Raw genomic sequence first — 608 nt, forward strand, 5'->3', positions numbered from 1 at the left:
ATGCTGGGCGTTACGCGATGCACCCGTTTGCGCAGAGCGCCTCTGGCATTAAAGCGCCGATTGCAAAGTTTGCTCCGAGTGAAATGAGCGAGCGTCAGATCAAAAAGACCATCGATGCATTTGCCAACAGCGCTGAACTCGCTCAACTTGCCGGTTATGACGGCGTGGAATTAATGGGCTCAGAAGGTTATTTGATCAATCAGTTCCTTTGTAAGCGCACCAATATGCGATATGACGATTGGGGCGGCAGTTACAAAAAACGCATGCGCTTCCCGTTGGAGATAGTGAAAGCTGTACGTAAAGCGGTGGGTGAGAAGTTCATCATCATTTTCCGTCTTTCGATGCTGGATCTCGTCGAGCAGGGCAGCACGTTCGAAGATGTGATTGAATTAGCCAAAGGATTGGAAGACGCGGGCGTCACCATTATCAACACTGGTATTGGTTGGCATGAAGCACGTATTCCTACCATTGCAACGCAAGTACCTCGCGGTGCATTTACATGGGTAACCGAGAAGGTGAAACCGCACGTTTCTGTGCCAATCGTCACCTGTAATCGAATTAACACTCCTGATGAAGCAGAGCGAATCCTTGCATCTGGTCAGGCGGAT

The 608-nt window shown here is 49.7% G+C and carries 1 pseudogene; it reads left to right on the forward strand.

From position 1 onward, the window contains the following. A pseudogene (gene fadH / locus R7Z49_RS26165) lies at window positions 1-608 on the forward strand (NADPH-dependent 2,4-dienoyl-CoA reductase); the annotation flags it as partial.

Source organism: Vibrio sp. 1562 (genome assembly GCF_033340155.1).
Classification (GTDB): Bacteria; Pseudomonadota; Gammaproteobacteria; order Enterobacterales; family Vibrionaceae; genus Vibrio; species Vibrio alginolyticus.